Consider the following 23,310-nt stretch of genomic DNA (forward strand, 5'->3'; position numbering starts at 1 on the left):
ACATTTCGGCTTGTTTCATATAAGCCTAGAGCTTACGTGGGAAAAACGACCATTCTCACCAAACAAGCATTCATTTTCCATCGATCTATTCATCGTAATTAGACATTCATGATAAGACGGAGCAAAGCGATTTCTTTATGCCTTTGACTTCTCACCAAACTATTTGTTTTCGCCACGCGAAAACATTCCTTTTCCCAGATCCGCATTCTGGATCCAGGCGAGAGCAACGCGAGTCGCCAATCCCATCAAAGAAAAACGTATGTTTTTCCTCCTTGCCCTTACCGGACGGACCAGGACCCGGTCCCCCGGCCCCGCTCCTTTCCATTCAACCCATGTAACCTCGCTGTTTCATACTGACATATGATTCGTCCGCTCCGAGGATGAGATGGTCGAGCACCGGGATGCCGATGAGGTCTCCCGCTTCATACAATCGTTCGGTAACGACGACATCCTCCCGGCTCGGGCTCGGGTCCCCGCTTGGATGTTGATGACAGGCAACAATACACGCCGCGTTATTAAGAATGGCACATTTAAAGATTTCCCGTGGATGGACGACACTTGAATTGATACTTCCGACGTGTGCGCGATGAACACCGATGACCCGATTTTTCGTGTTGAGCATAATGACAAGAAACACTTCACGGTCATCATCCCCGATGAAGGATGCCCCGATTTGACTAGCATCTTCTGGTGAACGGATAACCGTCTGTTCGAGTGCAACCATTTCCTCACGAACCTCTTGCTTGATACGGATGACCTCAATGATTGTCGATAGTTCCATGTTGGTTTTTCCCCTTTCGGATAAGCTGTCCTCAGAACGAACACCGTTGTGCGTCCTGTTGACGGGAACGAAGCGAGCGTCGGGAGACGTTGCAAGGGCGACCGCAGGGAGAGCCTCAAAAAAATGCGTAGAGCAAACGAAGGGACAGGCTTCCGTAGCCAACGAGCGAAAAGCCTTGCTTTGAGCCAAAAGCGAAGGAAGACGGGCCGGAGGTCGCGTCATTTTTTTGACGTCCCTTGCACCGACGACCAGCGAGCTAGAGTACGGAAACAGGACGCACGGATGACGGTTTACGAAAAAAGACTGTTCAAACTTGATAGATCAGGTATAAAATGAGAACAAATGTTCGTTTTCATGAAAGGAGAACTGTGATGACGATGTATCGCGATCGAGGTGAACTGAAATGGATCCCATTTTTAATGCCTGAGCATCGTGCGCTGCTCACGAAATACTATAAAGAAATTCAAAAAATTGAGATGCCAGAAATCGATGAACAAGTACTCTCGATATATGAAAACGTGTTGAACGATGCAATCTTTAGTGGGAATATGGTTGAGGTGAAGTATGTAGAGAAGCAGGAGATGAAACGGTTTAAGGGATTCGTACACCGGACGAACTATATGGAGCGGACCGTTGAGCTAGCCAACGAGCGAGACGGGATTATCTATGTCCCATTCGAGGCGATCGTTCATGTAGAGCGGTCGATTGACTAACGCCCTAACGGTTGTTCGAAGTCTGCGTCACGAAACTTCGTGTCGCTCCTCAACTTTACAAAATAAAAAGAACAAGAACAAAAGATAGCATGAGTTCTTGTTCTTCACGCTCGCATACCTCTATATTATGCTGTTACGAAAAGTCAAAATGGTAAATCTGGATCTAGTACAATTGGATCGCTTTGAATTATAAAGTGCGATTTTAATTGCTGTACTGAATCAGGATTGTCGCGCATTGTTTTTTTCAAATTTAAATAATTCTTATTATTTATAGCATAGAGCCTTGGATTACCTGGCCCTGTGTACTCAGCAACACTCAAGATTTTTCGTTGTTCGAGCTTTATTAATACAGACTCATAGCGAGTACTTAAATAATTCTGTAAGTTATGTTGCTGTTCCCATTCTTCAACATCTTTTAAAGTTTCTTTTGCCATCCATCTTGCCCCGAAATTCCGAAGTTCCTTTTCTACAGTAAATATAAAAAAGAGCTGCTCATCATAATCAAATATCAGATCATCAAAAATATTTTGAAGAGAACTTTCTTTTCCATCATCAGATTCCCTTCTTTTATTATCAACGGAAGAACCTATTAACTCATGTACTTGTTTACTAATAAAATGTCTTATTTTCCGTTCATCATATGTTTGATATAAGCCACGTTCATTTTCCGAAAGATGGTCTTTATAAAGTAACACCATCTTCCGTTCATCCAACAATTCATCAGGTGTCTTGGCATCTACGAAGAAAATACCAACACCTCTTGAATGATGTTTATAAAACACATTAATTTCCTCAACCGTCCCAGATTTATTGTTCTTAGTCCTTGTACCGATACGATTTCCAAATATCGCTATCAAAATATCACTGGACTTAAGAATCTGCTCATTAATAACCGCCTGACCATCCTGATCAATAGCGTAGGAAGCTACCGAATTGTTTTCCCAACGAATTGGCATCAAGACAACATTTGTTACATCGGTATGTTCATTGTTCCAATTCCAAATTAGTCTTTCTACCTCATCACGTTGTGCACTCACATCTCCAGGTGAAGCAATGAATACCTTGACCAATTGTACAGATTTCATGAAGTACAAACCTCCTTGGTTAAATTTCCAAGTCAACCACAATTTATAGGACTAGATTTGAAAAATAGCCACGAAACAAATCAAAATTAGTTTCGTGGCTATTTCTGCTTTATCTGAGTTCTTGACTGAGCGGGATAACAGTTTCATCTAATGTAGATCGCCATTCTCGTTTCATCGCCGGACCATACTTTAATGGTAAAGCTTCAGGATTTGCTTCCTTATAACCTGCGAAGTCTTTACTATTGATAATGCCACCGATGTTTGGGATCGGGTCGGCGCCAATATTGTATTGAACAGCCGAGGCGTAAAGTTCTCTCTCCTCCACAAACCACGTCTTAGCAAAATCACGGACTGCTTGTTCGTAGGCAGCTGTGAAATAGCTTCGCTTCAGTGTAAAGATATCATCTGCTTCAACTTCACCACTATCAATCGCATTCAAGATCGAGCGGTATACTTCTTTAACAACCTCAGACTTATTCAACTTCTGAAGCGCCTTTTCAATCTCAGAACGAACATCGGCATTATTGGCCGAATATGTACCAAGTAGCTTGTCGATATAGCTTGAATCGACGTCATAGAGCTTTGCCGCATTGTCCCCGTAGAACTCGATTTCTGAGTAGTCCGGTGTGCCGTCCGGATCTCCATCGCCAGTTCCCGACTCTTCTAATAAAGAGCCTTTGACCGTATTATAACTACCGACGAAATCCTCGATCGTTTTCACTTGGTCCTGAAGTGTCTTCGATTTTTCCATATCATCGTTATACTCGTCGTAGGTGACAAGCGCCTCAAAAGCATTACTCAGTTCCTGGAATGCCTTCACGTATTCAATTCGTTCTTCTAAAGTCGAATGTTCATCAATTTCACCAGGATCTGCAGCTAACTCAAGTAGTGCTTTATGTGCTTTCTTGAATCGTTTCTTCGATTCTTCGTACGTCGGATAGACGAGGCTCGAATCGTCGTTCTCGTTCGAATAAAGGCGGGTCGCATCCTGGACGTTCTTCTCCATGAGTGCCGGCTTCCGGAACGTGACGATCAATCCTTTCGTCTTTCCCGGGAAGGTTCGGTTCGTTCGGGAGAACGCCTGGATCAGGTTGGCATAGCTCAGGTTCCGGTCGACGAAGAGCGTCTGGATGGTCGGCGCATCGAAGCCGGTGAGCAATCGGTCGACGACGATGACGAGGTCGATTTGGTTCCCGAACTCCTTGAACTCGGCTTTCTTGCGCGCGAGACGGTTGTTGATGTCCCCGTTGTAGCGCTCGATGTCCTCGATTGACCACGCCGTTCCGTAATATGCGTTATAGTCGCGGATAACCTGTCGCATCTCGTCCTCGACCTGTTTCGAGTTGTCCTCGTTCTCCTGCATTGAGTACGTGATGGCGATGCGTGGGAAGTCCGGATCCTCAATGGTACGTCCCTTCCGGATTGGGTGTCCCGCGAACTCGTTCGTCATCCAGTCCGGGTCCTGCTTCATCGCCTGGATGGCCTGATAATAGCGTTTCGCCATCGCGATTGAACTCGTCGTCAGAATCGCCGACTTCTGTGGGCGACCGTTCTTGAAGTCGAACTTCGTGTAGGCATTGTCCGGGCGGAACATCTTATGGATGACCTTCTGGATATGCTCGTCACGCTCATACAGGTCATTCGGGATATGCTTCTCCTTCTCCATCGCGTCCATCTGGTCAATGAGCTCGTTCAACTCATTGTCGGAAAGGTCAGCATGCCTCTCGTCCTGACGTAGAATGCTGAAGATGCGGTTGATCAGCGAGGTCGGTTCGATCGTGTCCTCATGCTCGACCTGGAAACCGAGCACGGCCCCGTCCTCAAGCGCGTTCTTGATCGTATACGAATGGAGCAGGTCCCCATATTGGTCACGAGTCGTACGGGCAAGCTGTCCTTGCGCCTGTTTCTTGTTCTCGTTGAAGATCGGTGTACCGGTGAACCCGAACCAGGTCGAGTTCGGGAAGAATTCTTTGATGGCCTCCATCCCTTCGGCACTAAGCGCCCGGTGACACTCATCGACGACGAAGACGATATGTTGTCCGATGAGTTTTTGGAAGCGGTGTGTGCCCTTCTCCTCTTCCTGCTTTTGTGCAATTCGGAGCGCCGCCTCGAGCTTCTGACGCGTCGTGATGATGACCGTGTTCGAGTTCGTGTCCGACAGGAGGGTCTCACTCAGCTTCTTCGAGCTCGACGTCCCGACGATCAGGCTGTTGGCCGCGGCGTTCCCTGACGAGATGCCGGTGTTAAACTCCGAGGCGAACTTCGTGAACTCGCTCGTCGTCTGGCTGTCGAGGTCCTTCCGGTCGATCAACATGATGGTCCGGTCGACCCCGGGCTTCCGAGCGAGGAGTTTTGTCGAGACGAAGCTCGTCAGGGTCTTCCCGGAACCGGTCGCGTGCCAGACGAACCCTGATTCATGTCGCGCTGCCGACGCAAAAAGTGCCTCGATGGCATGAATCTGATACGGATGTAGGACCATGAGCGCCTTGTTGTCCTGGTCCTCGCTGACAATCGTGTAGTTCGCGATCAAGCGATGCGCGTCCGGGATGTTCAACATCTGTTTCACGAACTCGTACAGGTTGTCGACTTTCCGGTTCTCGGTCGTGCGCCAGCTGAACACGAACTTCCGATGCATGTCCTTCGGGAGCGCATTCGCGAAATAGCGCGTCGTCTGTTCGTTCGAGATGACGAACAGTTGGAGCGTCGAGAAGATGTTGTTGCGGAACAGCCCCTCCTCGGCGTACTTCTTGATCTGGTTGTGCGCCTGATACACCCCGTCCTTCGCCGTCACCTTCTTCAACTCGATCTGGACGATCGGGAGACCGTTGATGAGGAGGGTTACATCAAAGCGACGATCACGTCCGTCCTCGTTCACCTTCTGCTTGGCAATCTGATGGACGATCTCATACGTCGAGATACCGCCCCCGATGTCACGGTTCGAGTAGAGGATGAGCGACATCGAGCCGAGCGAGGCATCCTCCCGCTCGATGGTGATGCGGGCGATGCCGTTCTCTCCCTTCAACCAGCGTGCCGCGTCAAACGGCGTCTGTGTCTTCGAGAGAAGCTCCGTCTTGATGGTGTCGAACTCCTTGTCCGTGATCGGATGCTCCCCGATCTCAGATAGGTTGTTGCGCGTGATCTTATGACGGAGGTTGTCCCAGAGGTCCGCCTCCGATTTCAAATCGGGTCGATAGTTCCATTGGTTGTGCCCTTCCCCGAGCACCTCGATCAGTCGATGTTCGACTGCGAGCTCATCACTATGTGTCGTCTTCACCACGATTCCCCTTTTCGTCTCATTCGATTATACGAACATCTTTTGAAGAAAACCCTTCTTCGTTTCCTTCAAGGCTTCAAGTTCTTTCTCCTTCAGTTCGATGACCTCATCTAGTTGGCGGAAGAACTCACCGATTTTGAGTTGTTCCGCATATTCTGGAATGTACAAATTCATACGATTTAAATCAGGAAGGTTAACAGATTGAACAGTAGTACCAGTCTTTACAATATTCTTTAAAATGTATGATTCATTAGATTTTATTTCTGCAACAAGAAACTCGGTGTCAAATCTTTCTCTGTCGAAGATGAGCGCTTTAATATCCTGATTTATAGCGACTTCATTTAAAGAAATACTAATCGGAAATCTTTTTGCTAATATACCACTTCGTGTGACAATGAGTGGAGTTCCCTCCGAAACAACTTTAGTCCGATTATCTTTTACAGCTAGTTCCGTAATTAAATAAGTTCCTTTTGATACATATTTGTTTTTTATTTCTTGAGAAGAGAGCCAAACGATATCTCCGTTCCAATATTCCTTATTTTCTTTTAAAGGTGTGGCTCCCCCAACAAGTTTAATTACTTTTTCAAATTCAATCTTTGTCCAAGGCTTAGTAAATTCATCAAAACGGAACTGAGGAATGTTCTCTCCATCTTTAGGAAACATTTTCTGCAAGAAACCTTGTTTAGTTTGTTTGAGGGCTTCAAGTTCTTGCTGATGAAGAGAAATCGTTTCGTCTAAATCTCTAAAAAAATTGCCGATTTTCATTTGCTCTTCAAAATCAACCGGAATACTTAACTCAGTCTCGAGAAAGTCCACGGCTGAAATATTTAATAATCCATGATTTCGTGCTCCCTCAGTAGCACGCATTGATACCTCCTTGTACCACCTGCTTGTTTCATAGTACGGCACCAAAAAATCTGAATGAACTCTCGTGGGCTTAAAAACTATATATAGTGAGGAAAGTACACCTTCTTCGTACTTGTCAAGCCTTTTTATCGCGCCCCAAGGATAGTCTTTTGAGTAACTTTTATTGTATGCAAAATCACCTTTTTGAAGTAAAAAATAGTTACTTAAATCAGTACTAGCAATTTGTTTATTAAAGTAGGTCACCTGGTCAACCAAACCGTATTGAGCAGAAATTGTTAAAGGTACTTTGGATTCGTTATTTTTATTTTTTCTGATGACACGCTCAACCACTTTATTCAATGATTGATGGACCCAATCATTTTTAAATGTTGTGAATCTTATTTCAGGTTTATTTTTTAGCACGATTAAACACCTCTAACGCTCCTTGAATCCATTCCTTTTCTTTTTCGTCATATTGAAGTGACGAAATCATCTCAAACAGACTCGATTCTAGCTCTGTTTTCTTCTCACGGACTGCTTTTAACTCGCTCCCGATTGTTGATAAATCGATTTGTTCTTCCTCTTCAAACGTATCGACATATCTCGGGATATTGAGGTTGAAATCATTTTCTTTGATCTCATCGAAACTTGCGACATAAGCATATTTTTCTACTGCCTCACGCTTTTTATATGTTTCAACGATTCGATTAATGTGTTCAGTCGTAAGTTTGTTCTGATTTTTACCTTTTTCAAACTCTCGACTCGCATCGATGAAGAGTACATCACGCGTCTCACGATTCTTCTTCAAGATGACGACCGTTGTCGGAATCGATGTACCAAAGAACATGTTTCCTGGTAACCCGATGACCGCATCGATACTTCCATCCTCCAACAGCTTCTTCCGGATGACACCTTCAGCTGCACCACGGAAAAGAATCCCGTGAGGCAAGACGATTGCCATCGTCCCCGAATCTTTCAAGTGATAGAAACCATGAAGGAGGAAGGCAAAGTCTGCTTTCGTCTTCGGTGCCAACTTACCGTATCGGTTAAAACGTGAATCATCGAGGAACGTGTCATCCGCTGACCATTTTGCCGAGTACGGAGGGTTCATAAGGACCGAGTCGAACGTGTAAGGCTCATCTGTTGGCCAGTCCTTGTTCAACGTGTCTCCGTTACGTAGGCGCATGTCTTCACTGTCAACGCCATGAAGGATCAAGTTCATCTTCGCTAAGTTGAACGTCGTCGTGTTCAACTCTTGGCCATGATACTTCACGCTGTCTGTATAGTTCAGATAGTTCCGAACGTTCAACATGAGCGAGCCGGAACCCATCGTCGGGTCGAAGACGCTGAAGAGTTTCTTATCTTCTTGACCGATGGTGACAATGCGTGCCATCATGTCCGAAACTTCATGCGGGGTATAGAACTCTCCGGCTTTCTTCCCGGCCTCTGACGCGAATTGACTAATCAAATATTCATATGCATCCCCGATGACATCGCCCCCATGACCGACGAGGTCGACATGTGCCAATTTCTTCAACACCTCTGTGATCGTAATGTTTCGTTGTTGGTCATCTGATCCAAGCTTCTTCGACTTCAAATCGACGTCATCGAATAAACCATTAAATTGATCATATTTTGATGCCAAATCGACGAACGCTTTGTTGAGGTCGTTCAATTGGAAGATGTTTTGCTGTGCATGGTCGGCCAAAACATTGAAAAGATATTCTGGCGCGATGTCGTAACCTAGCGTGTCGACCAATGTCTCGATCAAATCATCCTTGATCTCATCATCTGACATGAGCTCTATGTAAAGTTCCGTCTGTTTCTTCTGCGTGTCATATTCCTCTAGTGAGGCGTCCGCGCTCACAACCACCTTCTCCAAGAGCTTGTCTGAAAGATATTTATAGAAGATAAGGCCTAGCAGGTAGTTCTTATATTCTGAAGCGTCCATTTTGCTGCGAAGGTTGTCCGCTGCGCCGAACAATTTTTGATTCAATGCTGACATATTTCTGTCTCCTATCTAATATTCGAAGATTAGTATTAAAAAAATTATTCCACACTAAGAATTATAGCGGTTTTGATAGATATCCGAAAGTGACACCCTGTCCATTATTTTACATCCTACTTTGTCTTATTCAGTTCAATTCTAATAAAAAATTTACTAAAAAATTCAACTTTATCTAGGAAACCATAAAATGAAAAAGTAAAAACCGTTTCGTACCTGAGACGGCTCTCAAAATACTAGACGGTTTTGATCTATCAAAAGTTCACTATTACTTAATTACACAGTTCGTTGTAGGTAGCTTCACTAATTTCATCATATCCATAGTCACAAAAATATTCATATGATTCTGCTGCCCAGTCTCGTTCTTCAGTTAAATAATAGATTTCTTCTTCTAATTCTTCATTTCTTTCTCGAAGCTCTTTTACTTCTTCTACTATGTCCAAGTATTCCTGATATTGTTCTTCTTCAAATTCAAATGCTTCAGCACGATGATCAAGTCCTTTTTCTGCCTCCTCGGCAGCATGATCTGCATTCGCACCATATAGATCTATTCCATCACATCCACTTATTAGAACTAAACCCAGCAGAAATGGTATGAGCCTATTCTTTTTCATTCAAAATCTCCTTTCATATTGCAATTAACCTACGGAAGTTGTAAAAAATTGCACATCTTTATATTACCTCTAAATCCTTTATATTCGTTTATCGATTCAGTATAAAATTGACTACGATTATAAAATTTTTTTGAATTAAAATTGCTATTGTTATCTATATTTATAAATAAGATATAACTCTGATTGATGATTACAGTCTAATTAAAGCTGCACCAGTAAAAATGATTCGTTTAATTGATCAACGTAAACAAAATCCGCTTCCTACGTGTTTATTTTAGTGATGCAAATACAGTGTTACAACACGGTGATTCGACATCACATACGTAACGTCTGGCAAGATATAGTAGTCTCGATTGTTCATTGAATACGAGATCGGCCACCCAATGAGTTCTCGATAGATGAATTGCTTCATCTCATATATCGAGAACTCATTGCCGATCCGTTGTTTAAAGCGCTCGACGGCGTGCTTGGATAAAGTGATTGACTGTCTCATAATCCGTAAAACCTCCTTGGTGATGATGACGTAGTTGTCTGCGATACAACGTGAAAATTGGTCGATTATGTGCGACATACCATTGAATCAATGACTCAACAAACGCAATTGCGTTTCGATTCTTTTGTGGTGACTCGAGCAACACTTCGTAATCTGGGATGAATAGAACTGTTTGCGGAAACGTAGAAGTAGGTTGTTCAAGGTATTGAATAACCATTTGAAAGACCGTTTCGTAATCAACCGGAGGAGCGTTATCGACAAGAGACTGCAGATAAGACTTGTATTGAACAAACATCTGATGAACCACCGCAGTCGAAAAATAGTTAAAAATCGTCTGATCATGATTCAAGTAATCTCGGAACAAATGAGTAAACTGTGTTTTAGTTACCGAACTGTTCGATGGGAAAACATGACGGATCGCCTCGTTCATATAGTGTCCGACGTAATTTGGGCGTACCGGTAAGGCGCGATCAATCCATTGATGATACGTAAAATGGCGATTTGTAGGCTGTAACTGCAGTGTTGTACGACGACGTGTAAGTACGTAGACTGCTTGTGGATAGAATTGTTCTAATGCGTCGTGCATAGATCGTGTGGTTTGTGTAGATGTTTCAGATAGTTGATTCATAAGATTAGCTCCTTTTTGGTTTTAATTTCAGTCACACGCGGAGGTAACCGCACCCATTACTTCATTCGAAAACGGTGTCACAGAGACGATGTGCGAAAAACTATAGTTAGTAGAACTCCGCGACTCACGATTCAGCTCCGCGAGAAGGGTTTTTTAGTTCAATCACAACCGGCGGTAGCCGGCAGAAGGTCAATAAATCGTGGAAGATGTCTCAATACTGATCTGCGAAAAAAGAGCTCGCTCTATTCATCGGGGAGCTTGTCTGCCCATCTTTTAAACGCACAAAAAAGGAAAGGATGCCTGCGGTATTACCACACGTTCCTTTCCTTGATACGTTATGAACAATGCTGATACTGCCCTATTTCTTCTGACCATACATAGATGTGTCGATGTAAGTGGGAGCCACATACCTGACAAGATGTCGTCTCATTCGTCGTTTTTTGTTCTAATCGAATTTGATGAAGAGATTCTTTTAAATTCCCTCCAAACGCAATAAGTCGTCTCTTAAATAAGGCCTTCTCAAATGAATCAAACACCTGGTGCTTCATGATGCTGTTTAAATCGGATACTTTCATTGGATACTTACAGACTTCTAAAATCGCTCGTGTTAATGCGTCTTTTGTATCTGACTTGTGAGAACGAATACGTCGAACGTCTACCACTGGATCGTATGAAACACCTAAACTTTCCTTCCAAAGACGCATCCAGACCGATTGAGACAAATAGTATTTCCCCGAAAAATAAGATGGCGGTACATTGATTAATACATGAAAATGCGGATGAAATGTCTGTTCCTTTTCGTTGTATGTAACTTCCAATGCTCGAAACCACCCTTTTACAACAGAGCGAAATGCTTTGCGCTGCGAAAATCGTTGCCAGCTTTTCATCATTAAATCAATTTGACTGGCTAACTCATCATGATCACTATTTCGAATCGTCAAAGTTAAGAAAATCCAATTCTCATGTCGAACCTTATGTACATGTAACCACTCAATGGCTTGACCCAATTCTTGACCAATTATATGAGAACGATGAACAGTACACGTCGGACAATATCGATTCTTACAATATTGAATACTTGTTTTCTTTTGATCAACATGTTCCTCACACTGGTGCTCTAAGACAATTCGACTACACTGCCGAATGGATTCAGCTGCATGCTGCTTTCCAATCAATTCGTACTCCTGACTTAACGTTTGTTTAATCGGATCGAATTGATGTAAGGCTTTATATTTTTTATCTTTCAACAAGCTAAGCACCTCTACCATACATTATTTAACTATATTATTAGTTTATCATTTATTGGAAGTAAATGATTATCATTTTACAAAAAGAGGATATGATTTATTCATGCGATATACTTTAAAATGAATGAAAGAAGTATGGAGGGAAAGAACATGAGCGTAGGATGGAGCGGTAGCATTCCGGAGTTTTTACAGCTAGATCAACATCAATTTTTAGAAGCTTTACATCAGTCGATTCCAGACGCTTCAGATAGCCAACATCGGGCTTGGATTGATACGTATGAAAAATTACAACTTGTTTTCAGAACAACCCCTCAACTAAATGCCTATATTCTTTTTGAATATCAGATTTTAAGAGGTGGAGGTCGCCGCCCGGATGTTTTATTAATCGTCAACAATCAGTTATTTGTGATTGAGTGTAAAAGCTACAATTCATGTAGCCCAGGAAATGTAGAAAATCTGCAAACCTCTTTATATGTCCGAGATCTAGAACAATACCATTCAGCAGTACAATATAAAGAAATCGAGGTTCATGGTATTTTACTCTTTACGAATTGCCGAGATGAACGCTTGATATTAGATAATAAATATAAGATTTATCTCGCATCGATGCATGGGTTTAAGCGAATTATCAACAAAGTACTATTACGAAATGATTCCCCCGCTCTATGTGTTGAAGAGTTTTTAGAGGGTACTTATCAACCCGCTCCATCAATTATCGAAGCGGCACAAACCATTATGAAGCAGGAACCGCTTCCACGTGTTCGAGCTCTTGATAGTAGTAATTTTGAACATGTATACAGATCTGTACAATCCATTATTGAACAAGCAAAGTCATATAATGAGCATCATCTTGTCTTGATTACCGGAGAACCCGGTGCAGGTAAAACATACTTAGGTTTACGAATCGCACACGATCACCCTGAAGCCATTTATCTATCTGGAAATGGACCACTTGTAGACGTACTTCAACATACACTTCAAAATCGTACATTTGTGCAAAGTCTTTATAACTACAAAATGGATTACTTAAAACGCCAATCGACTCCACACGAACAAATTATCATTTTTGATGAAGCACAACGCGCATGGGATACGAATAAAGTAAATCAGTCGTTAGTAAATAAGAATATACCTATTCCTAACCTGAGTGAGCCTGACATTGTCATGAATATTGCGACCGAACGCAAAGATTGGAGTGTCACGATTGGCTTAGTCGGTGAAGGACAAGAAATATATTCCGGAGAAGAGGGAGGCCTTCCTTTATGGAATGAGGCGTTGATTGATAAACATGTGATCGTACACGGTAAACAGGATGCTACACTCTTTACGCATGCTACTTGTGTCCAATCATCTGAAATGCTGCACTTAGACACTTCTTTACGATCACATGCAGCACTCGAATATAGTCGCTTTGTTAAAAGTATCATTGATGCAGATTTTCAAACCGCTGCTACAATCGCACAAGACTTAGATACGTCACGCTTCCATCTCCGCATTACGCAAAATCTTGACATAGCAAAAACGGTTGCTCGAGATCTGTATACAGATGATACCAAAACGATTGGTGTTGTTTGCGCAGGTGGAGCAGATCATCAAAAAGAAATTAAAGTAATACCTCGTAATGATCGATACGAGAGTCCTTCAAAAATTGCTCAATTTTTTAACGTACCTACTTCTCCTTTCTATTGTAGAACGTTAAATTACGCAATCACTGAGTTTCAGTCGCAAGGACTAGAGCTCGATTTCGCGATATTGCAGTGGGACAATGACTTCTATGTAAAAGATGGCCAATGGGTCGGAACTCATTTTCAACGAAACGTTGAGGACCCGCTTCAGATCAAACGAAATGCATATCGCGTCAATTTAACTAGAGGGCGTGATGGTCTTATTATCTATATCCCTAATAAGACAGAACTCGAGGAAACCTGGCATACATTTAAGGACATCTTACGCATTCCAGAATTATAAAAAAAGAATGTCGCTACATTATGTAGCAACATTCTTTTTTGTATACAACACGATAGCGTTCAAGTGTAAACATTTCGACGTCGAAATGTTTACACCCTAAGATAAAAACGTTTGGATAAACGATATTAAGCTTTGTTCGATATCTTCACACTGAACAAACACAATTCTTACTTGAATCCCATCATCACTCGTAAATACGATATCTTCATCAACATGGAATCCGTCATGCAAAGGATACATTAAAAAGATTTCGTTTGTGCCATATTTCTTTCCATAAGCATACATCTGATACATGTCTGCCTGTGATATGCCATAGTTGCGACTTGGTAGATTTTCGAGTACTTTCCACTTCGTGTCTATAATCATAATTTGTTGTGTGACGCTATGACGAAGCACAATATCTGGCCGTAAAGCGAATTTTTTCTCGAATAAATGATAACTACGATCCTGCAATGATACGTTCCAATTTGAATCATGCAATAAATGCTTCAAGGATTTCCCTACGTAGTTTTCGAATAATCGTTCCATTGGATATAACAAAGAATTCATCGCTATATCCCCGGAGAAACTTGTAAAACTCTGCTTATTTAAAAACACTTTAGCCCAATTTAAAGCATTTTCGTAATGAATCATATTTCGACCTAACTGAACAAGTGAAAAATCGTGTTCTATAGAGGATGATGTTTCAACGGCATCCATGTGATAAAGTAACTGTTTAATATCTTTTCGATTTAACTCATTTGCAGATACTTTGTTTAAGTATACAAGCGTAGTCTTTAGCAAGCGATTCTCCACTCGATTCAGGCCAAACTCATCATATGACAAATAAAATCGCTCTCGATGCGTTAGGTTATGGCGAATCTGTTTCGAGAAATTCATTTTACCTTTATAAACCGTTAAGTTATCTTCAACAGGATAATAACTAGATTGTAACCCTTTACGAATAATGATCTGCATTTCACGAATATATAATCTAATGAACACTTCAAACAGAGGCATAGCTTCAATACTCAAACTAGCCACATTAAATGATTTACTTGGAAAGTCCCCAAGTGTCTTTAGCATTTTTAACAATACTGTTTTTGATTCTGATTTCGTTACCCCGTGAATTTTAGGGAGGATTTGAATTTGTTGATGCTGATTAATTTGTAAGACACCTACGTAATTTTTCGCTCGAATTACTTTCCCAACACCACGCTTAGCGGAGAGTCACAAAAAGTCAATCGCTGCTGAGTCTCCAAATGTGACATTCATCTGGAGAACAATTTGCTCTAGTTGATCGAATGATTTTTGATCAATCCTATTAGGACCGGTACCAACCGCTAAAGTATCATACTCTAACACTTCAATGACTTTAGCTTTTACCATTATTCATAAATCTCTCGATAGCTTGCTGAATTAGAAAAGGCCGATCGTTGCAAAGTATATTGCTTCTCCAGTAAGTCAATTTCTGGATTGCCTTTAAAAACATATTGAACGTTTACGTCAGACTCTCGAATAAATTTGAGAGAATCTTCTTTTGCATTATCGCCTAGAACCATTTGAATCTTACTATAATCCTCATAGAAGTATTCTTGTAGCAATGGAATGATTGAATTGATAAAAATACTACTCAACGCTTCAAGTGTCGGATTACTCTTGAGTGATACAAAGTATGCATGTCCTAACATATGCTCACGGTCATATAGCACTTCGATTCGTTGATTCATCGCTCTCAACATGTCTTCTACACGAATTGAGTCGACGATTACTCCGGCTAAGACATTCTCATCTGGCATCATTTCAATGAATTGAAACCTTCTTCTCAGTGCAGTGTCCATCAATGCAATGGATCGATCCGCGGTATTCATCGTTCCTAAAATGTATATGTTATCGGGAACACCAAATTCAGTTTTTGAATAAGGAAGTTGGACTTTCATTTCTTCATCCGCCCCGATACGTTTCGAAGGTTCAATGAGTGTGATTAGTTCGCCTAAAATTTTTGAAATGTTTCCTCGGTTAATTTCATCAATAATGAAAACATAGGGTTCTCTATTTTTTGATGTATCCAGCCCTTGCTGCGGCATATGTGGCTGTAAAATAGTTTGTATGTCTTGCAACGTTAATCGATTTAATTTGTATACAGTTTTTTGAACCAGAACCTTTCCGCCGTTCAAATCGAATATGTTTTCATGTATATCTTTAGCGAGCCATTTTACTTTTCTACTACGTTTATAATGAGTAATTTCATGATTGTTCTTATCTTTTAAATTATTCTCTTTAGAGTCTAACCATTCAGGCGCACCTATAATGACTCCGATCGCATCAATGTGTTTTTGATCACTTAAGGATAAAACAATATCCCCTTCCTCCATTTCATTTTGAAAGTTATTTAGAATATCTTTTACAGTTCCTTCTGGTTCTTTTGTTGCGCCTAATAGGTTTTCTCCAAAGTGATCCCATCCAATTCGGATTCGATTATTCTCAAAACAATCACGTTTTAATTCATTCATGCCACTTCCACCGAGAGAGACTTTCCAAATCTGTGCATTTCGTTTAATTCCATAGGACGTTAAAAAATCCCCAGGTTCACTAGCAGTTTCACAAAAACCTTTGAAAATTCCTGGCTGAATTTGATACTCAATTTGAATCTGTTCACTATCTAGAGTTGGTTTGATCCCCTCTATAAACTCTTCATATCCATATGATTGATGGAAAGTTGTAAACGCGATCCTGTTTTTAACTTTGTAGCTATTGTATCGCTTCAATACGTCATCATAAGACTCATTTTGAAGAGCTTCTAACGAGATATGTTCAATAATACTTACTGCATATAAAACGGTATGATACGTTTTACCGGTTCCAGGCGGTCCATACAGAATAATATTTTTATCGTACATCGACTGACTCTCCTTAGTGTTTCCGATTTTTAGCGATTGTTGGTCAGAAGGGGGAGTATCTTTAATAATGTAGTCATAGCATTGTTTCAGTGTCTCAAAAGCCTTTGATAGCTCTTCAAAAATGTTTTCATTTGAATATTCACGTTCTTCGATCTCGGATGAAGATAGCATGTACACGAGCTGTACTTTCTTATACTCTTTTGAGTTTATTTTAGTTCGAATTTCTTCTGCAGTTTCATCACTGTTCATGAAGCCTAACGTTTGATCAGTTGATATGACATATGAGTAATGTGTGTCTTCTGGAAGTGGATAATCTAGTAAACGGTGATGTCTTTCTCTATCTTCCTCGGTTACCCCTTCTTGTTTTAACTCAATTGATAACCTGAACTGTACCTGTTCCTGAACTTTTTCAGCAAATATTGAAAGACTAGTTGGAATATGTACATGATCTTCTTGTTTTAGTTGCGCCCATAGATAAGAACGAATCGCTGTATTCGAACCATCTAACCATTTAGATTTTGAAGGGGGAATTAAATCATACATACTCGCAAATGCTTTTGATAATTTATGTAATTCATCAGCGACTCTCCCACCGCTCTTTTTCCGTTCTATCATTTCATCTTTGATTTCTAATGGTACTCGATCTGGACTTGTATATTTCTCGCCTGCGTACTTAGATAAGTGCGTTAGAATCGCATTAAAATTAATCTCAGAGTTCATCCTCGTATGATTCCACCTTTTTCATTTATTTGACCTTACTCATTCACTTCATTTGATTCTATTTGACGAAGTCTTTGTTCAATTTTAAATTCAAATTCATTTAGTGTTCGATCTACAATTCTATTTGCTGCATTTTCAACTTTGTCGAGATTTGGGATAGGGAAATCAAATCCTATAATTTGATCTCGCGATAAATCATTCCATCCCCCAATATAAGCTGTTACTTCTGCTCTTCGCATCATCTTATTTAATAAGTCATAAAATATGTTCGTCTCCGCTGCAACAAAGTACCTACCATCATTAATGGTTAAGAAAGGCTTCCCGGCCTTTGATTTTCCGTAACGAATATTTTTCACTGTGACCTCTTTTTTAATCACAGCATTATGCGCTTGGCACATGAGATAATGTGCACCTTCTAACACTTTCTGATTATTCATTCCGATCTCGGGTTGATCGAGTAGCTCTTTTCTCAATGCTTGAACAGCTCGCTTTTTTAAATGGAGCTCAGGTAAAATACTCTCTTCTTGTATAAGCTGCATATGTAAGTCTTGTTTATATGTATTGAATAAATACTTCAGTACATTTGATTCCATTTGATTCACTTTCTCGTCAAAGAAACCGGGTAGATAATAATCGTGAAGTTTAAATTCGATATGTGTTGCACTGAATTGTTTTGGAATTAGCTCCATGAATGGGATTTGATGTTCAATAAAATAGGCTCGCTTTTCAGGTTCAATTTGATGACTTACGAATATCTCAAAACAAATACTATTTTGTAGTTCCTCATTCGCTGCAAACACATCCACGATATAAGGTCCTACTTTTCTCTCGATTTCTCCAATCTCCGGAAAATAACCGTAGTATTCCAAAATATCATAAAGTTGTATCGTCCCTTCATTTTGGATGGGTATCATTTCGCTTAAATCTTTTAGTACTTTAGAGTGATCACTCCATAAAAATTGAAATTCGACGTTTAATGTACTTGATCCACTAATCAAATCTGCAAGGTAATGCTTTGTATGAAAATGTAGTATCGTTTCTTGTGATGCGGAACAATTTGAGTGTGCTGCATGTGCAAAATGATGTTCGCGTGCTTCGCCTTTTTTAAACAGAACTTGCTCATTGCAAAATGGACATGTATACAATTTATCGCGGTCATGCACCTCTGAAATATGAAAGAGTCGTGATCCGTTCTTTGCATAACTCAACTTAATCATTTAATATGTATCCTCCAAATCGATGATAAGTATAATTTTACCTTTTTCATGAGGCAAACCCTTTATTTTTTTCGTCTTAGGTTCATAGGATTTCGAGTTTATAATGGGATACATGCGGTATGGTATACTAAAAAAAAATGACGTGGAGTGAATAGGATATGGCCTCAAACGAAACAAAAGTAAAATCATTTCGTGTCTCTGAAGAAGTGACAGAACATATTCAACGTTTAATGCAAGAACGACAACTAACGACGAATCAATTATTTGAAGAGTTTATTCAATTAGCTGATAAACAATCACCAGACCCATTAATCGATGAAGAGAATAATGTACTTGAAACTACACTTAATCAGATTACTTCACTCTTTCATGAACGAGCTCTTCGATTAGAGAAGCAACAAAAAGAAACTCAACGCATGACAATTCAATATACTGAAACGATACGTGAACTTGAAGACAGTATTGTGAAGGAAAGTGAAGACCTTCATCGAGAATATGAAGCTAAAGTCATGCAACATCAGGAAGAGCTAGAACAACTTCAACAGCAATTGGACCAACTACATACAGATAAACAAAACTTACTAAATGCACTAGAGACTGAGAAACAATCAGCGAAAGAAGAGTTGAAGGTTCATAAAAAGACGATCTTTGATTTGGAAGGGTCTATTCGAAAATTAGAAGAGAGTCAAAAACAATTAAATCGTCAAAACCAAAGTTTAATGGATGCTGTAGATGAATTAAAAAGCAAAACACGTCGGAGTGAACAACTCGAAGAAGAGAATCAAAAACTTCACTTAGAAGTGCAACTTCTTCGACGCGAGAAGGAAGCGTTTGAACATCGACTACAAGAACAGGTAGAGCTTGCTGTTCTTCGGGAACGAAACCTTCAACAGAATAATTCGTAACAAAAAGGGACGAAGAAGTCGCATATTGACGACTTCTTCGTCCCTTTCCATCTATACAGTTATTCGAAATATTTTTTCCACCTTTGAGGAATACCTAACTGTTTATAATCAATAAAGGCTGCGTATGTGTCTAAAAGGTGAGTAAGCTTGTCTACAAATACGTTCCGTTCGTTTGAAGTCAACAGTTTTGAAATGATAAAGAACACAATAAAGATTCGTTCATTTGAAAGTTCTTTTTTAACGTTCGCAAATACTTGAGGTCGAATCGTTAACGTTTTACCATATAACCGCCCATGGTGTGCACAGATATTCCGAATCATGGTCAATGTATATAACCAGCTTTCAATGTATTTAAAATCCATCGAATAGTGTTCTTTAGAAATCGTTTGCTTGTCTTGATTATGTAAGTTCTTAAACATCATGGAGAGTGTTGAAAAGGACAGGACTTCAATGGCTACCCATATCGGAAAATTACTTTGATATTTTGTATGATGATGCTTCACAAAGAGTTCCCGCTCGTTTTCTTTAAGTGAACGTTCAAGATTATTCAAAAACTTAGCATGATACGTTTCATTTTTAAAGTGCGTAGGGTCTTTGTAAGCAACTGCACCATACGTATGCGCATGATAATAAGCGATATGAGCGCGAAACGCAGTTTCAATACTTTCAATTGCATCTAACAACAAAAGTCTCAGTTCTTTATCGAATTCGTAGAGCTTTAAAATATGTTCAAATGAAATTCCAGACTTAAATTGATCTGCTTTATCACTCGTCTTCAGTGTTAATCCGTATGCGGTCAAACGATAGTAATTGATCCGTTTAAGTACTTCTATAGCCTTTCGCTCACTTTCAATATGTAGACCACGCTCTTTTAAAATAGATACTTGTTCTTCGTATGTTTTTGGTACTTTTAACTGGTTAGGCTCCCTAGAATCCATGTCCTTGCCCCCATTAGTATAAAAAAAATGACCCACCGTGGTCCGCATTGTGAAGAGGCGTGGTGGGTTCTGTTACGAATAATATAACAAATCCACGATATATTGTCTATTTCTTAGGTTGTCTCAGGATTCATTCAAATACTTGTATAATGTTCGACAAATCAAGTTTAGTTTATTTATTAGATATTACTTGTCATCAAAATCGGAAATTTTTAAAAATAGAAGTCCACTTACCTCTCCAATACAATCAATTTAAAAATTAAAAGATATCAATTTTATTAATATAAATTTCATCGAAAAAATTTGCTTATGTCTTCGAAAGATGCTTTTTCATCATTTTTGAAATCTAAATCAACTTCCATACTAATATCAAAACAAATTTTAACTAAATTACTGAGATCGAGTCTGAGATGTTTAGACAAATCAAGTAGCCAGTCATGAATATCTTCGCCTTTTATTAATTTCAAAGCTTCATTTATTTTTCTTATTTCCACTCTGGAATAGTCTGAAAATTTATTTACATTGTCATTTATAATTTTCTGACATTGAACTTCAAATGGGTGTTTTCCTGGCAAAAATGCAAATCTGTCTCGAGATATACTTCTTTCAATTATTTTAACGTTATCTCTTTGATCCCCATCAAAAACACCGTATAAATTGAACCAAGAAATATCTATTGGAAAATTTTTAAGAGTCGTTTGAATTTCACTCTCTGATTTCCATTTTACAATTTCGTAATCCAAATCTATATTTCTAGCCCTACTCATTAATAAATGCTCTAGAACAATTGCTGCTACATTATCTTCTACTAATATTACACCTTTCTTCGGAGGTGTTAATCCTAGGGAAGATAAATACTCTCTTCGATCAACAGCATTACTCAATTGAATTAACCGATTATTAAAATCTTCAATAAATAATTTTATATCTTGAACAGGTATTTTAGTTAATATTTCTGATGAATGAGTTGTTAAAATTACAGTTAAACTTTTTTGTAAAGAAAAGTTTGCTATCACATTCATAATTTTTTTTTGAGAAAGAGTAGATAAATAAGTTTCCGGTTCTTCGATTAAAAAAATAGAATTATTTCTAGAACTTTTTAATTTCCAATAGATATATAAGGCTGCTACTTCTCCATGCCCCATATTTTCTGTTCCATAATTAAGACTATTATCGCTCACCCTAAAATAAGGAAAGATTTTGTCATCAAGTTCTAATTCATAAATCTCACATACTGAATATTCTTTTCCTAGAATATAATTAATATGTTTTATTTCGTCATTATCCAACACCACTGGATCTGAACCATCTAATAAACTTTCAATATCTCTAAATTCAGCAAAGCGCTTAATCAAGCTAGGGACTTGGTAAGACGTATCTAAAAATGCCAAATTAATTTCAGTTTTTAAAATCTCCTCATCAGATGATTCATCTTTACTATAATTAATCTCAATTTCATCGTTATTATGACTCAAAATCCCTTCTAGCTTGTTAAAGTTAATTCTCTTATATGTGTCTTCCATTTCCTCAGTACCATTCGATTTACTTATTAATAAATAAATCGAATGCAAGAATGTAGATTTTCCTGAACCGTTCAAACCACATAATGCAGTAATTGAACCTGAAAAGTGAATTGTTTGATCATAAAATCGATTTAATTTCGTTATTTCAATACTTTCAATTTTAGTTGAATATTTTTTTTTTGACAGCCTTCTCCACGTATCATCTACTCTAGCAGACCTCATCGAAACTCACTCCAGTCTGAATCATTAATAATTTCAATTAACAATTCTTCAAGAGTACTATCTTTTGATGATGCGGCTAACTGACTAATAGTGTTATTAAAAGTGTATATTTTGTCGAAATATTCGTTATTTTGAGAATATGCAAACATAAATAAAATATAGTCTCTTAACTGAACAGATGAAACATCCGCAACCCTTGAAGCAGAACGATCGTTAAAAATGTTAATTAAATCTTTCATGTCAATTAAGCTGTTCATGTCATCAAAAAGATTAGGCAAAGATTGAGCAAAAGAAAAATCCGCTTTTCTGTTACTTTCAAATTGAATAATTATTTTCTCCAAATTAACTAAATCGCTTATAAATGAATAGTTATTTATTAATGATCTATAGATAAAAAGCAACCAACTAAGTAATGTAGCTTTATTAAATTTAAAGTTTTCATTGGTCACGTTAAGCAAGTCTATCAAAATTTTGATCGTCTCATCTGCAAATCTGATAGTTCTATTTGAAAATCCATCTTCACTTCTATAATAATTCGTTAACTCGTTTGAGGTCACTTTTACAGTCAATGTATTATTCTCAATATATACTAAAAATCTAGCTATTACTTCATCATAATTCATTCTCGAATTAGAGAATCCAATTCTTTTATCAATATCTGTTACTGTACTAAGAGTTTCAACTATTTTTTTGACTTGTTCTCTTGCTTTACCATAGTAAGCGTTTCTCTGTTCGGCCGGAGTTAAATTTGTTAACTGATTAAGTCTATGGAATAATTCTGAAGGTTCACTTGGTAAATATTCAGTTATAGTAAAAACTCTTATGGGAAAACTGTCAAAATCATCTCTTATATCGTCAGGTAAATCTTTATAGCTCATTCCATTCAGTTCTCTTATTTTTTCATCAGAGGGAGCTATTTCTCCATCTATTTTAAATTTATTTAAAACAAAATCTCTGATAGCGGCTAAACGCTGTTGACCATCCAAAACTTCTAATGGACCCGAGTCAGTATCCACAATATGTATAGGCGGAATATGCCAGCCTCTTAAGATACTATCAATTAATCTTTTTTTCTTACCAGTATTCCAAACTTCTCCCCTTTGAAAATCCGGTTGAAGATTCAGCCTACCTTTTTCAATTCTTTTAACTATTGTTTCAATATCCGGATCTGACGGATTTAGTTTCATAAAAACATCTCCTTTAAAGAAAATATCTGATTTAAAAAAATTGTATATCTAATTATATCAATCAC

Annotated in this window: 19 protein-coding genes; 3 read left to right on the forward strand and 16 right to left on the reverse strand. The window is 39.1% G+C overall.

Features of this window, described 5'->3' with window-relative positions; genetic code table 11:
- Positions 1 to 325: 325 nt before the first annotated feature.
- Positions 326 to 781 (reverse strand): JAB domain-containing protein, encoded by a 456-nt coding sequence (locus OKS35_RS14265; RefSeq protein ID WP_264093324.1) that lies wholly within the window; start codon positions 779 to 781, stop codon positions 326 to 328.
- A 371-nt stretch (positions 782 to 1,152) separates the two neighbouring features.
- On the opposite strand from OKS35_RS14265, the gene OKS35_RS14270 reads away from it, so the two are divergent.
- Positions 1,153 to 1,494, forward strand: a complete 342-nt coding sequence (locus OKS35_RS14270; RefSeq protein ID WP_264093325.1) for a YolD-like family protein — start codon at positions 1,153 to 1,155, stop codon at positions 1,492 to 1,494.
- 143 nt (positions 1,495 to 1,637) lie between these two features.
- Here the strand turns inward: OKS35_RS14270 and OKS35_RS14275 are convergent, their stop codons facing one another.
- From OKS35_RS14275 to OKS35_RS14310, 8 genes are all read right to left on the reverse strand, one after another.
- On the reverse strand, positions 1,638 to 2,579 hold the full coding sequence (locus tag OKS35_RS14275) for a DUF4062 domain-containing protein (protein ID WP_264093326.1): 942 nt from the start codon (positions 2,577 to 2,579) through the stop codon (positions 1,638 to 1,640).
- Positions 2,580 to 2,688: 109 nt separating this feature from the next.
- Complete coding sequence (locus tag OKS35_RS14280; RefSeq protein WP_264093327.1) at positions 2,689 to 5,856, reverse strand: type I restriction endonuclease subunit R; 3,168 nt, start codon at positions 5,854 to 5,856, stop codon at positions 2,689 to 2,691.
- Between the two features lie 24 nt (positions 5,857 to 5,880).
- On the reverse strand, positions 5,881 to 7,122 hold the full coding sequence (locus OKS35_RS14285; protein WP_264093328.1) for a restriction endonuclease subunit S: 1,242 nt from the start codon (positions 7,120 to 7,122) through the stop codon (positions 5,881 to 5,883).
- The gene (locus OKS35_RS14290) at positions 7,109 to 8,704 is read right to left on the reverse strand and encodes a type I restriction-modification system subunit M (protein WP_264093329.1); all 1,596 of its coding nucleotides are present in this window, start codon (positions 8,702 to 8,704) and stop codon (positions 7,109 to 7,111) included. The genes OKS35_RS14285 and OKS35_RS14290 overlap by 14 nt, the downstream gene beginning before the upstream one ends.
- A 272-nt stretch (positions 8,705 to 8,976) precedes the next feature.
- Positions 8,977 to 9,318 (reverse strand): hypothetical protein, encoded by a 342-nt coding sequence (locus tag OKS35_RS14295; RefSeq protein ID WP_264093330.1) that lies wholly within the window; start codon positions 9,316 to 9,318, stop codon positions 8,977 to 8,979.
- Positions 9,319 to 9,592: 274 nt separating this feature from the next.
- The gene (locus OKS35_RS14300; protein WP_264093331.1) at positions 9,593 to 9,811 is read right to left on the reverse strand and encodes a hypothetical protein; all 219 of its coding nucleotides are present in this window, start codon (positions 9,809 to 9,811) and stop codon (positions 9,593 to 9,595) included.
- Entirely contained in the window at positions 9,765 to 10,439 is a 675-nt protein-coding gene (locus OKS35_RS14305; RefSeq protein WP_264093333.1) for a hypothetical protein, read from the reverse strand. Before OKS35_RS14305 ends, OKS35_RS14300 begins: the two co-directional genes overlap by 47 nt.
- Before the next feature lie 335 nt (positions 10,440 to 10,774).
- Positions 10,775 to 11,689 (reverse strand): protein rep, encoded by a 915-nt coding sequence (locus OKS35_RS14310; RefSeq protein WP_264093334.1) that lies wholly within the window; start codon positions 11,687 to 11,689, stop codon positions 10,775 to 10,777.
- Between the two features lie 147 nt (positions 11,690 to 11,836).
- Between OKS35_RS14310 and OKS35_RS14315 the strand changes: the two genes are divergently transcribed.
- Positions 11,837 to 13,654 carry a DNA/RNA helicase domain-containing protein gene (locus tag OKS35_RS14315; RefSeq protein ID WP_264093336.1) on the forward strand — a complete coding sequence of 606 codons (1,818 nt, stop codon included), beginning with the start codon at positions 11,837 to 11,839 and terminating at the stop codon, positions 13,652 to 13,654.
- 96 nt (positions 13,655 to 13,750) lie between these two features.
- Here OKS35_RS14315 and OKS35_RS14320 read toward each other — a convergent pair whose 3' ends face one another.
- The 4 genes from OKS35_RS14320 to OKS35_RS14335 are packed head-to-tail and all read right to left on the reverse strand — an operon-like array spanning position 13,751 to position 18,470.
- Positions 13,751 to 14,833, reverse strand: coding sequence for an McrC family protein (locus tag OKS35_RS14320; protein WP_264093382.1), 1,083 nt, complete (start codon positions 14,831 to 14,833; stop codon positions 13,751 to 13,753).
- Between the two features lie 30 nt (positions 14,834 to 14,863).
- A complete protein-coding gene (locus OKS35_RS14325; RefSeq protein WP_264093337.1) occupies positions 14,864 to 15,022 on the reverse strand; it encodes a hypothetical protein in 159 nt (52 codons plus the stop codon).
- Positions 15,022 to 17,253, reverse strand: coding sequence for an AAA family ATPase (locus OKS35_RS14330; RefSeq protein WP_264093338.1), 2,232 nt, complete (start codon positions 17,251 to 17,253; stop codon positions 15,022 to 15,024). Before OKS35_RS14330 ends, OKS35_RS14325 begins: the two co-directional genes overlap by 1 nt.
- A 35-nt stretch (positions 17,254 to 17,288) precedes the next feature.
- On the reverse strand, positions 17,289 to 18,470 hold the full coding sequence (locus OKS35_RS14335) for a competence protein CoiA (protein ID WP_264093339.1): 1,182 nt from the start codon (positions 18,468 to 18,470) through the stop codon (positions 17,289 to 17,291).
- Between the two features lie 158 nt (positions 18,471 to 18,628).
- Here OKS35_RS14335 and OKS35_RS14340 point away from each other — a divergent pair, with 158 nt between their 5' ends.
- Positions 18,629 to 19,375 (forward strand): hypothetical protein, encoded by a 747-nt coding sequence (locus OKS35_RS14340; protein ID WP_264093340.1) that lies wholly within the window; start codon positions 18,629 to 18,631, stop codon positions 19,373 to 19,375.
- 59 nt (positions 19,376 to 19,434) lie between these two features.
- On the opposite strand, the gene OKS35_RS14345 is transcribed toward OKS35_RS14340, so the two are convergent.
- The 3 genes from OKS35_RS14345 to OKS35_RS14355 form a co-directional block, all read right to left on the reverse strand.
- On the reverse strand, positions 19,435 to 20,313 hold the full coding sequence (locus OKS35_RS14345) for an Abi family protein (RefSeq protein ID WP_264093341.1): 879 nt from the start codon (positions 20,311 to 20,313) through the stop codon (positions 19,435 to 19,437).
- Positions 20,314 to 20,603: 290 nt separating this feature from the next.
- Positions 20,604 to 22,058 (reverse strand): ATP-dependent nuclease, encoded by a 1,455-nt coding sequence (locus tag OKS35_RS14350; RefSeq protein WP_264093342.1) that lies wholly within the window; start codon positions 22,056 to 22,058, stop codon positions 20,604 to 20,606.
- Complete coding sequence (locus tag OKS35_RS14355) at positions 22,055 to 23,245, reverse strand: DUF262 domain-containing protein (RefSeq protein WP_264093343.1); 1,191 nt, start codon at positions 23,243 to 23,245, stop codon at positions 22,055 to 22,057. The genes OKS35_RS14350 and OKS35_RS14355 overlap by 4 nt, the downstream gene beginning before the upstream one ends.
- Between the last annotated feature and the right edge of the window lie 65 nt (positions 23,246 to 23,310).

This window comes from Exiguobacterium sp. N5 (assembly GCF_025842465.1).
GTDB lineage: Bacteria > Bacillota > Bacilli > Exiguobacteriales > Exiguobacteriaceae > Exiguobacterium > Exiguobacterium profundum.

Excerpts from the sequence above, each read along its gene's own strand:
- OKS35_RS14265 (WP_264093324.1), bottom strand. The coding sequence starts at position 781 with ATGGAACTATCGACAATCATTGAGGTCATCCGTATCAAGCAAGAGGTT.
- OKS35_RS14270 (WP_264093325.1), top strand. The coding sequence starts at position 1,153 with ATGACGATGTATCGCGATCGAGGTGAACTGAAATGGATCCCATTTTTA.
- OKS35_RS14275 (WP_264093326.1), bottom strand. The coding sequence starts at position 2,579 with ATGAAATCTGTACAATTGGTCAAGGTATTCATTGCTTCACCTGGAGAT.
- OKS35_RS14290 (WP_264093329.1), bottom strand. The coding sequence starts at position 8,704 with ATGTCAGCATTGAATCAAAAATTGTTCGGCGCAGCGGACAACCTTCGC.
- OKS35_RS14295 (WP_264093330.1), bottom strand. The coding sequence starts at position 9,318 with ATGAAAAAGAATAGGCTCATACCATTTCTGCTGGGTTTAGTTCTAATA.
- OKS35_RS14300 (WP_264093331.1), bottom strand. The coding sequence starts at position 9,811 with ATGAGACAGTCAATCACTTTATCCAAGCACGCCGTCGAGCGCTTTAAA.
- OKS35_RS14305 (WP_264093333.1), bottom strand. The coding sequence starts at position 10,439 with ATGAATCAACTATCTGAAACATCTACACAAACCACACGATCTATGCAC.
- OKS35_RS14315 (WP_264093336.1), top strand. The coding sequence starts at position 11,837 with ATGAGCGTAGGATGGAGCGGTAGCATTCCGGAGTTTTTACAGCTAGAT.
- OKS35_RS14325 (WP_264093337.1), bottom strand. The coding sequence starts at position 15,022 with ATGGTAAAAGCTAAAGTCATTGAAGTGTTAGAGTATGATACTTTAGCG.
- OKS35_RS14330 (WP_264093338.1), bottom strand. The coding sequence starts at position 17,253 with ATGAACTCTGAGATTAATTTTAATGCGATTCTAACGCACTTATCTAAG.
- OKS35_RS14335 (WP_264093339.1), bottom strand. The coding sequence starts at position 18,470 with ATGATTAAGTTGAGTTATGCAAAGAACGGATCACGACTCTTTCATATT.
- OKS35_RS14340 (WP_264093340.1), top strand. The coding sequence starts at position 18,629 with ATGGCCTCAAACGAAACAAAAGTAAAATCATTTCGTGTCTCTGAAGAA.
- OKS35_RS14345 (WP_264093341.1), bottom strand. The coding sequence starts at position 20,313 with ATGGATTCTAGGGAGCCTAACCAGTTAAAAGTACCAAAAACATACGAA.
- OKS35_RS14350 (WP_264093342.1), bottom strand. The coding sequence starts at position 22,058 with ATGAGGTCTGCTAGAGTAGATGATACGTGGAGAAGGCTGTCAAAAAAA.
- OKS35_RS14355 (WP_264093343.1), bottom strand. The coding sequence starts at position 23,245 with ATGAAACTAAATCCGTCAGATCCGGATATTGAAACAATAGTTAAAAGA.